The organism is Streptomyces sp. NPDC091282, from assembly GCF_044757385.1.
Classification (GTDB): domain Bacteria; phylum Actinomycetota; class Actinomycetes; order Streptomycetales; family Streptomycetaceae; genus Streptomyces; species Streptomyces gramineus.
This window is the reverse complement of sequence record NZ_JBIVUX010000001.1, coordinates 714,360-724,249: the sequence shown is the minus strand read 5'-3', so window position 1 is coordinate 724,249 and position 9,890 is coordinate 714,360. Positions and strand designations below refer to the sequence as shown.

The window sequence follows — 9,890 nt, the reverse complement described above, 5'->3', positions numbered from 1 at the left end:
CTGGTGGGGGTGGGGGGTTTTGTTCTGGAGGGGGCTCGTTGGGGGGGGGGGGGGGGGCCCCCCCCCGCCGGGGGGCGGGGGGGGGGGGGCCCCGGGGGGGCCCCGGGCCCCCCCCCCCGCCCGCACGCCTCCACCGACGCTCGGAGCCCGCCGCATAGGGTGTCCTCACCCGAACAGCCCCTGACGAAGGGATGCAGCGATGGCGATCCAGGTCGGCGACAAGGCGCCCGACTTCGAGCTCAAGGACAACCACGGCCGGTCCGTGCGGCTGTCCGACTTCCGCGGCGAGAAGAACGTCGTGCTGCTCTTCTACCCGTTCGCCTTCACCGGCGTGTGCACGGGCGAGCTGTGCGAGCTGCGCGACAACCTCCCGCAGTTCGAGGACCGCGACACCCAGCTGCTCGCCGTCTCCAACGACTCCATCCACACCCTGCGCGTCTTCGCCGAGCAGGAGGGCCTGGAATACCCGCTGCTCAGCGACTTCTGGCCGCACGGCGAGACCTCGCGCGCCTACGAGATCTTCGACGAGGCCAAGGGCTGCGCGGTCCGCGGCACCTTCGTCATCGACAAGGAGGGCGTCGTGCGCTGGACGGTGGTCAACGCACTGCCCGACGCCCGCGACCTGAACGACTACGTGCGCGCGCTCGACGCCCTGTAGGCGGCGCGCCCCGCTCGTGTGGCGGAGCGTCCCCGAGGCGTGCCGCCGAGGTGTCCCGGCGGTGTCCGCCCGGACGTCCCCTAGGGGCCGCGAGGGCCGACACCCGGTAATTCTTCGGGGTGCAGGGCCTGCGGGCAGCGGGAACCCGTCACTAGGATCGAAACGTTGATCCGGTATCCGAAGCACGACGGGGGCTCCCCGCCCCTGGACACCACAAGGGAGGACTCGTGGGAGTCAGCCTCAGCAAGGGCGGCAACGTATCGCTGACGAAGGAGGCCCCGGGCCTGACCGCGGTCCTCGTCGGTCTGGGCTGGGACGTCCGGACCACCACCGGCACGGACTTCGACCTGGACGCCAGCGCTCTGCTGCTGAACGCCGAGGGCAAGGTCGGCAGCGACCAGAACTTCGTCTTCTTCAACAACCTCAAGAGCCCCGACGGCTCGGTCGAGCACACCGGTGACAACCTCACCGGTGAGGGCGAGGGCGACGACGAGGTGATCAAGGTCAACCTCGCCACGGTCCCCGCCGACGTCGACAAGATCGTCTTCCCGGTGTCGATCTACGACGCCGACAACCGCCAGCAGTCCTTCGGCCAGGTCCGCAACGCGTTCATCCGCGTGGTGAACCAGGCCGGCGGCGCCGAGATCGCCCGGTACGACCTGTCCGAGGACGCCTCGACGGAGACCGCGATGGTCTTCGGCGAGCTGTACCGCAACGGCGCGGAGTGGAAGTTCCGTGCCATCGGCCAGGGCTACGCCTCCGGCCTGCGCGGCATCGCCCAGGACTTCGGCGTCAACGTCTGAGCCGAGCCGCGGGGCCCAGGCACTCGCACGTCCGCTCTGTCCGGCGCCGCACCGTTTACGGTCGGCGCCGGACGCGCAGGACAACCGGAGAAGCACCACAAGGGGAGGACCAACACCATGGGCGTCACGCTCGCCAAGGGAGGCAATGTCTCCCTCTCCAAGGCCGCACCGAACCTCACCAACGTCATGATCGGACTCGGCTGGGACGCCCGCTCCACCACCGGCGCCCCCTTCGACCTGGACGCCAGCGCGCTGCTGTGCAGGGACGGCCGGGTGATGGGCGACGAGTGGTTCGTCTTCTACAACCAGCTCAAGAGCCCCGACGGCTCCGTCGAGCACACCGGCGACAACCTCACCGGCGAGGGCGAGGGGGACGACGAATCGATTCTGGTCGACCTGCCGAAGGTGCCGGCCGAGTGCGACAAGATCATCTTCCCGGTCTCCATCCACATGGCCGACGAGCGCGGCCAGACCTTCGGCCAGGTCTCCAACGCGTTCATCAGAGTCGTCAACCAGGCCGACGGCCAGGAACTGGCCCGCTACGACCTCAGCGAGGACGCCTCCACCGAGACCGCCATGATCTTCGGCGAGCTCTACCGGTACCAGGGCGAATGGAAGTTCCGGGCGGTCGGCCAGGGCTACGCGTCCGGCCTGCGGGGCATCGCGCTCGACTTCGGCGTGAACGTCTCGTAGGGCCCGTCACAGCCGGATTCAAGGCCCACGCGAGCCGTAGGACACCCATGCCCTCTAGACTCCGTGGTCAACAGTGAGTAAAGCCGGGTACGGCGCGGGGTACACCTACCCCCAGACATCGTCTGGGCGGTGCCCCCACAGACGACGATTGGGTAGCCAGTGCTTCTGAAAACCTTCGGCTGGTCGTTCGCGATCACCGCGCTCGGCCTGGTCGCCGCGGTCTTGTACGGGGGGTGGGAGGCCTTCGGCCTCGTGGCCATCCTCGCCGTCCTGGAGATCTCCCTGTCGTTCGACAACGCGGTGGTCAACGCCGGGATCCTGAAGAAGATGAACGCCTTCTGGCAGAAGATCTTCCTCACGGTCGGCGTGCTCATCGCGGTCTTCGGCATGCGGCTCGTCTTCCCCGTCGTGATCGTCGCGGTCACCGCGAAGATGGGCCCCATCGAGGCCGTCGACCTCGCCCTCAACAACAAGGACCGCTACCAGGAACTGGTCACCGACGCCCACCCGGCGATCGCCGCCTTCGGTGGCATGTTCCTGCTGATGATCTTCCTCGACTTCATCTTCGAGGACCGGGACATCCAGTGGCTGCGCTGGATCGAGCGCCCGCTGGCCAAGCTCGGCAAGGTCGACATGCTGTCGGTCTGCATCGCCCTGATCGTCCTGCTGATCACCTCCTTCACCTTCGCCACCCACGCCCACCAGCACGGCGGCGGCCACGTGGACAAGGCGCAGACGGTCCTGATCGCCGGCATCGCAGGCCTGATCACCTACATGATCGTCGGCGGCCTCTCCGGGTTCTTCGAGGACCGGCTCGAAGCCGAGGAGGAACGCGAGCACGAGGCGGAGGAGGAGGCCGAGCGCACCGGCAAGAAGAAGTCGGCGGTACTGCTCGCCGGCCAGGCCGCGTTCTTCATGTTCCTCTACCTGGAGGTCCTGGACGCGTCCTTCTCCTTCGACGGCGTGATCGGCGCCTTCGCCATCACCAACGACATCGTGCTCATGGCCCTCGGCCTCGGCATCGGCGCGATGTACGTCAGGTCGCTGACGGTCTACCTGGTCCGGCAGGGCACCCTCGACGACTACGTCTACCTGGAGCACGGCGCCCACTACGCGATCGGCGCGCTGGCGGTCATCCTCATGGTCACCATCCAGCACGAGATCAACGAGGTCATCACCGGTCTCGTCGGCGTCGTCCTGATCGCCTGGTCGTTCTGGTCCTCGGTGCGGCGCAACCAGCGGCTGGCGGCGGCCGAGGGAAAAGCGGGGACGGACGAGAAGGCTGAGGTCTCGTCCGCCGTCTGAACCGGCCCGCCGGGCCGGAAACGAAGGGTGTGACACCCTTCGTTACGAGGAACGCTCTGTTCGGGGCGGCCGACACGGTCGGCCGCCCCGCGGCGTCGGCGGAAGTCTCTGGGGGCGGGAATGGGTTTCTTCGACGGGCTGCTGGGCGGCCGGGCGGCCGAGTTCGACTCGGGCAGCGCCGCGTCCAACTCGATCGAGCTGACCAAGCGGCACCAGCAGGTGTCCCTCACCAAGCAGGGCGCGGCCACCGGCAACCTGCGCATCAACCTCGCCTGGCGGATGCGGACGTCCGACTTCGACAGCGAACAGCGGACCAGCCTCTTCAGGCACCCCTTCAAGGCGCTCAAGCCGCCGGAGGTGCTCGGCCACGGGCAGAGCATGGTCAACGTCGACCTCGACCTCGGCGCGCTGTACGAGCTGAGCGACGGCAGCAAAGGGGTCGTACAGCCGCTCGGCGGCCTGCTCGGGGACGTCAACGCACCGCCGTACATCAAGCTCAGCGGCGACGACCGGTTCGGCTCCGCGTCCGGCGAGACGATGTACGTCAACCTCGACCACCGCGACGACATCAAGCGGCTGCTGGTCTTCGTGTACATCTACGACCAGACGCCCGCGTTCGACCGTACCCACGCCGTCGTCACGCTCTACCCGAGCAACGGGCCGCGGATCGAGATCGGCCTGGACGAGCGGCACCCGCAGGCCCGGTCCTGCGCCGTGGTGATGATCGAGAACGTCAAGGGCGAACTCGTCGTCCGGCGCGAGGTCAAGTTCGTCTACGGCTTCCAGGGCGAGCTGGACCGGCTGTACGGGTGGGGACTGCAGTGGGGCCGCGGCTACAAGACGAAGGTCGAGAAGTAGGCCGTCCCGCACGGACCGGGGCCGGTCACCGCCCGATGAACTGCGGGCCCTGCGGAGGCAGCCGGAAGTCCGAGTTCGGCACCGTCGCCACCGGGACCGGCTGCGGGTAGCCGTAGCCCGACGGGGGCTGCTGCTGCGGGTAGCCGTAGGACGGCTGCGGGGCCGGTGAGGCGGGCTGCGGATAGCCGTAGGCGGGCTGTGTCGGGACCGAGGCCGGCTGCTCGGGCGGCAGCGGCTGGGCGGCCTGGGGCTCGTCCAGCGCCTCCGACTCGTCCACCGAGATGCCGAAGTCGGTCGCCAGGCCCTTGAGGCCGTTGCTGTAGCCCTCGCCGAGCGCGCGGAACTTCCAGCCCTCGCCCCTGCGGTACAGCTCGCCGCAGATCAGGGCCGTCTCGGCGCCGGTCTCCGGCCTGATGTCGAAGTGGGCCAGCGGCTCGGCGTCGGGAGCAGAGGCGTCGTACAGCAGGATGCGCAGGGCGGGTACGTGCTCGAAGGGGATGCCGTCCGCCGATGCGACCAGGAGGATTCGGCCGACACTGGGCTCGACACCGGGGAGATCTGTCTGGATCGTGTCGGTGAGACCTTCGGGCACCCGTTTCTTGCCGAGCCGCCAGACCTTCCCGGACGGGTGCCGGGGCTGGTTGTAGAAGACGAAGTCCTCGTCGGATCGCACACGTCCGTCGGGGCCGAGGAGCAGCGCCGAGGCGTCCACGTCCGGAACTCCCTGCCCGGGCGTCCAGCGCAGCACCGCCCGGACCGTGGTGGCCTCCAGCGGGACGTTCGACCCCTTCAGCATCGCGTGCGTCATGCGGTCATCCTGCCCTCTCGGTCCTGGTCACGACAACGCGGGGGGCCTCGCGCCCGACACAGCCGGGTTACCTGGAATTCATGCCCGGCGGGAACCCTCGACATGGCTTTGTACGTACTATTACCGGCCACCCTTTACCCAATCCACAGGCCAGGCCCACGCCACGGGGGAGTTCTATGCGTCATTTCGGGCACATCGCACCTGAGGTGCGCCGGCGCCTCTTCCACCAGGAGCCGTGCGAGTTCACCGCCGGCTCCCCGGCCCGGCTGCTCTCCGCGGCCCTGGGCGCCACGCTCTACAGCCCGGCCACCCGGGAGCGGCTCGCGGACGACGTCGTCAAGCAGGCCGGACTCGGCGTGGTCTCGATGGTGCTGTGCCTGGAGGACTCCATCGGCGACGAGGACGTGGCGGCGGGCGAGGAGAACCTCGTCCGCCAGTTCGCCGACCTGGCCGCCCGGGTCCGGCAGGGCGTGGAGCTGCCGCTGCTCTTCATCCGGGTCCGCGAACCCGAGCAGATCCCCGACCTCGTACGGCGGCTCGGCGACAGCGTGCCGCTGCTGTCCGGCTTCGTGTTCCCGAAGTTCACCGAGGAGCGCGGCATCCCCTTCCTGCAGGCCCTGGACGGCGCGGAGGCGCTCAGCGGCCACCGCCTGTTCGGGATGCCCGTCCTGGAGACGCCCGAGCTGATGTACCGCGAGACGCGCGTGGACGCCCTGGAGGGCATCGCCCGCGCCGTCGACAAGTACCGCGACAAGGTGCTGGCCCTGCGCCTGGGCGTGACCGACTTCTGCTCCTCGTACGGGCTGCGCCGGGCGCCCGACATGACCGCCTACGACGTGCAGATCATCGCCTCCGTCATCGCCGACGTGGTGAACATGCTGGGACGGGCCGACGGCACCGGCTTCACGGTGACCGGACCGGTCTGGGAGTACTTCCGGGTGCCCGAGCGCATGTTCAAGCCGATGCTGCGGACCAGCCCGTTCCTGGCCGAGCAGGCCGTGGAGCTGCGGACCCGGCTCATCGAGCACGCCATGGACGGCCTGCTGCGGGAGATCTCCCTGGACCAGGCCAACGGGCTGCTCGGCAAGACCTGCATCCACCCCTCGCACGTCATCCCCGTGCACGCGCTGTCGGTCGTCAGTCACGAGGAGTTCTGCGACGCCCAGGACATCCTGCGGCCGGAACGGGGCGGTGGGGGTGTACTTCGCTCGGCGTACACGAACAAGATGAACGAGGTGAAGCCGCACCGCGCCTGGGCCGAGCGGACCATGCTGCGGGCCGAGGTGTTCGGCGTGGCCAACGAGGACGTCGGCTTCGTGGAGCTGCTCGCCGCCGGAATCCCCGGCTGACGGGCCCTAGGGGACGACACAGGAAGCTCATGAACATCGCAGTGAACAACGGGGACTGGTCGGGCAGCTGGGTCGCCGAGCGGCTCGGCGTCGAACTGGAGGGCGACGACGGTCTGCGGGCGCTCCTCGGGCTCGCCCTGCGCCGCAACCCGAAGCGGGCCCATCTGCTGGTCTCCAACGTGCTCGGCAAGCACGTGCCGCAGTCGCCCGCGGTGGTGTACGGGCACGGGTTCGCCCTGGGCCGGCGGGTCCGCGACCTCCTCGGCGAGACGGAGGCCGGCCGGGCGGTCGTCGTCGGCTACGCGGAGACGGCCACGGGCCTCGGGCACTCGGTGGCCGACGGCATCGGCCTCGCCCCCTACCTGCACTCCACGCGGCGCCCGGTACCGGGGATGACACCGGCCGGCGGCTTCGAGGAGTCCCACTCCCACGCGACCTCGCACCTGCTGCTCCCGGAGGACCCGGCCCTGCTCTCCGGCGACGGCCCGCTGGTCCTGGTCGACGACGAGTTCTCCACCGGCAACACGATCCTGAACACGATCAGGGACCTGCACGCCCGCTATCCGCGGAAACGTTACGTCGTGGTGGCTCTGGTCGATATGCGGTCACCGGCCGACGCGGGACGGCTCGACGGCCTCGCCGACGAGATCGGCGCCGGGGTCGACCTGGTGGCCGGGGCCTCCGGGACGGTGAAGCTGCCCGACGGCGTCCTGGAGAAGGGCCAGGAGCTGGTGGCGCGGTACGAGGAGGGCGCTGCGGCGGCCGATGTGTCTGCCGCGCCCCTTGCCGGGGTTGCCGTCGAAGCCGACGACCGGTCCCCCCACCCAGGGGCACGGGGAACTGCGCGAACGGCCCCCACCGGGCCGCGGGCGACCGGCGACCGCACCGCCCCCACCGCCCCGCACGTCACCGGTGTCGACCTGCACTGGCCGCACGGCCTGCCCGACGGCGGACGCCATGGCTTCACCCCCGCGCACCGCATACGCCTGGAAACGGCCCTGCCGGCGATGGCCGCCCGTCTCGCCGAGGCGCTGCCCCTGGGCGCCCGCCGCGTCCTCGCGCTCGGCTTCGAGGAGCTGATGTACGCCCCCCTGCGGGTCGCGCGCGAGCTGGAGCCCCTCGTCGCCGCCGAGGTCCGGTACTCCACCACCACCCGCTCGCCCGTGCTGGCCGTCGACGACCCCGGCTACGCCATCCGCAGCCGTCTCGTCTTCCCGGCGCACGACGACCCCGCCGACGGCCCCGGCGAGCGCTACGCCTACAACGTGGCCGGCGCCGGCTTCGACGCCGTGGTCGTCTTCGTCGACTCCGCCGGCGACACCCCCGAACTGCACGCACCGGACGGCCTGTTGGCCCGGCTCGGCGCGCATGTCCCGCATGTCCTGCTCGCGGTTGTACCGTCGTACGTCCCCGCGCTGACCGAAGAGAGCCCCGCCATGCTGCCCGAGCCCCTTCGCGGCCCCGCCTTCTCCTCGTATCCGCCGGAGGACGTCGGCTGGCTGCTCCAGGACCTCTCGGAGGTCACGCTGGAGGCGCCGACCGAGGAGCGCGAGGAGGCCATCCAGAGCGGCGGCGCGCACTACGCGGAGTCGCTGCCGGTGGAGTACCAGCCGAGCGAGCGCTACCAGGCGCTCTTCCACGCGGCCCTGGAGACCTCGGCCGCGCGGATCGCGCAGGCGGTCGGCGTCGTGACGGAGACCGTGCTGGCCGAGCGGTCCGCCCGGCCGGTCCTGGTCTCGCTGGCCCGCGCCGGGACCCCGGTGGGCGTGCTGATGCGCCGCTGGGCGCGGTTCCGCTACGGCGCCGAACTGCCGCACTACGCCGTGTCGATCGTGCGCGGCCGCGGTATCGACGCCAACGCGCTGCGCTGGCTGGCCGCCCGTCACGACCCGCGGGACGTCGTCTTCGTGGACGGCTGGACCGGCAAGGGCGCGATCACCCGGGAACTCGCCGAGGCGGTCGTGGAGTTCGAGGAGCGCGAGGGCGTATCCGGGTTCGACCCGGAGATCGCGGTGCTCGCCGACCCCGGGTCGTGCGTGCGGACGTACGGCACCCGGGAGGACTTCCTGATCCCCTCCGCCTGCCTCAACTCGACCGTCTCCGGGCTGATCTCACGGACCGTGCTGCGGGCCGACCTGGTGGGTCCCGACGACTTCCACGGCGCGAAGTTCTACCGCGAGCTGGCCGGGGCCGACGTGTCGGTCGCCTTCCTGGACGCGATCGCCGCCCGCTTCGGCGAGGTCGTGGACGCCGTGGACGCGGCCGTGAAGGAACTGGCCGCGGCGGACCGCACGCCGACCTGGGAGGGCTGGGCGGCCGTCGAGCGGATCAGCGAGGAGTACGGCATCCACGACGTGAACCTCGTCAAGCCGGGCGTCGGCGAGACCACGCGGGTGCTGCTGCGCCGGGTGCCGTGGAAGATCCTCGCGCGGGCCGGGGCGGGCGCCGACCTCGACCACGTGCGGCTGCTGGCCGAGCAGCGAGGAGTGCCCGTCGAGGAGGTCGGCGAACTGCCGTACACCTGCGTCGGGCTGATCCATCCCCGGTTCACGCGCGGGGCGACCGGCGCCGACGGCCGGGCGGTGAACCTCTGATGGCGGTGCTGGTGGCGAGCGACCTGGACCGTACGCTCATCTACTCGGCGGGCGCGCTCTCGCTGACCATGCCGGACGCGCGGGCGCCGCGGCTGCTGTGCGTGGAGGTGCACGAGAGCCGGCCCCTGTCGTACCTGACCGAGACGTCCGCGCAGCTGCTGGGCGAACTCGGCGACGCGGCGGTCTTCGTGCCGACGACCACCCGGACCCGCAAGCAGTACGAGCGGATCAACCTGCCGGGGCCCGCGCCGCGTTACGCCATCTGTGCCAACGGCGGGCATCTGCTGGTGGACGGGGTGTCCGACGAGGACTGGCACGGGCGGGTGCAGGCGCGGCTGGCCGACGAGTGCGCGCCGCTGGACGAGGTGCGCGCGTACCTGGCCGAGCACGCAGACCCGCTGTGGCTGCGCAAACTCCGGGTCGCGGAGGACCTGTTCGCCTACCTGGTGGTGGAACGCGAGCTGCTGCCCGAGGACTGGGTGAAGAACCTCGCCGTGTGGGCGGAGAACCGCGGCTGGACGGTGTCGCTGCAGGGACGGAAGATCTACGCCGTGCCGAAGCCGCTGACCAAGAGCGCGGCGATGCGGGAGGTGGCGCGCCGGACCGGGGCCGGGCTCACGCTCGCCGCCGGTGACTCGCTGCTCGACGCCGACCTGCTGCTGGCCGCGGACCGCGGCTGGCGCCCGGGACACGGAGAGCTGGCCGACGCCGGCTGGGCCGGGCCGGCCGTCGTCGCGCTGCCGGAACGCGGCGTGCTGGCCGGGGAGCGGATCCTGCGGGAGTTCTTGCGCACGGTCCGCGCCGAGGGCTAGGAAGGGCTCC

At 70.8% G+C, this 9,890-nt stretch carries 9 protein-coding genes; 8 read left to right on the top strand and 1 reads right to left on the bottom strand.

The window, feature by feature from the left end; genetic code table 11:
- Window positions 1-199: 199 nt before the first annotated feature.
- From ACIQOE_RS03320 to ACIQOE_RS03300, 5 genes are all read left to right on the top strand, one after another.
- On the top strand, window positions 200-658 hold the full coding sequence (locus ACIQOE_RS03320; protein ID WP_351325427.1) for a peroxiredoxin: 459 nt from the start codon (window positions 200-202) through the stop codon (window positions 656-658).
- A gap of 227 nt (window positions 659-885) precedes the next feature.
- Window positions 886-1,461: a TerD family protein gene (locus ACIQOE_RS03315; RefSeq protein WP_351325429.1), complete on the top strand. Its 576-nt coding sequence runs from the start codon at window positions 886-888 to the stop codon at window positions 1,459-1,461.
- Window positions 1,462-1,578: 117 nt separating this feature from the next.
- Complete coding sequence (locus ACIQOE_RS03310) at window positions 1,579-2,154, top strand: TerD family protein (RefSeq protein ID WP_351325431.1); 576 nt, start codon at window positions 1,579-1,581, stop codon at window positions 2,152-2,154.
- A 159-nt stretch (window positions 2,155-2,313) separates the two neighbouring features.
- On the top strand, window positions 2,314-3,459 hold the full coding sequence (locus ACIQOE_RS03305; RefSeq protein ID WP_351325433.1) for a DUF475 domain-containing protein: 1,146 nt from the start codon (window positions 2,314-2,316) through the stop codon (window positions 3,457-3,459).
- Window positions 3,460-3,579: 120 nt separating this feature from the next.
- Window positions 3,580-4,317, top strand: a complete 738-nt coding sequence (locus tag ACIQOE_RS03300) for a Tellurium resistance (RefSeq protein ID WP_351325435.1) — start codon at window positions 3,580-3,582, stop codon at window positions 4,315-4,317.
- 25 nt (window positions 4,318-4,342) lie between these two features.
- Here the strand turns inward: ACIQOE_RS03300 and ACIQOE_RS03295 are convergent, their stop codons facing one another.
- Window positions 4,343-5,125, bottom strand: coding sequence for a TerD family protein (locus tag ACIQOE_RS03295; RefSeq protein WP_351325437.1), 783 nt, complete (start codon window positions 5,123-5,125; stop codon window positions 4,343-4,345).
- A 176-nt stretch (window positions 5,126-5,301) separates the two neighbouring features.
- Here ACIQOE_RS03295 and ACIQOE_RS03290 point away from each other — a divergent pair, with 176 nt between their 5' ends.
- From ACIQOE_RS03290 to ACIQOE_RS03280, 3 genes are read left to right on the top strand one after another with little or no spacing between them, the layout of a single operon-like run.
- Window positions 5,302-6,474 carry an HpcH/HpaI aldolase/citrate lyase family protein gene (locus ACIQOE_RS03290; protein ID WP_351325439.1) on the top strand — a complete coding sequence of 391 codons (1,173 nt, stop codon included), beginning with the start codon at window positions 5,302-5,304 and terminating at the stop codon, window positions 6,472-6,474.
- Window positions 6,475-6,503: 29 nt separating this feature from the next.
- On the top strand, window positions 6,504-9,068 hold the full coding sequence (locus ACIQOE_RS03285) for a phosphoribosyltransferase (RefSeq protein WP_401409347.1): 2,565 nt from the start codon (window positions 6,504-6,506) through the stop codon (window positions 9,066-9,068).
- Complete coding sequence (locus ACIQOE_RS03280; RefSeq protein WP_351325442.1) at window positions 9,068-9,880, top strand: HAD family hydrolase; 813 nt, start codon at window positions 9,068-9,070, stop codon at window positions 9,878-9,880. The genes ACIQOE_RS03285 and ACIQOE_RS03280 overlap by 1 nt, the downstream gene beginning before the upstream one ends.
- The last annotated feature ends 10 nt before the right edge of the window (window positions 9,881-9,890 follow it).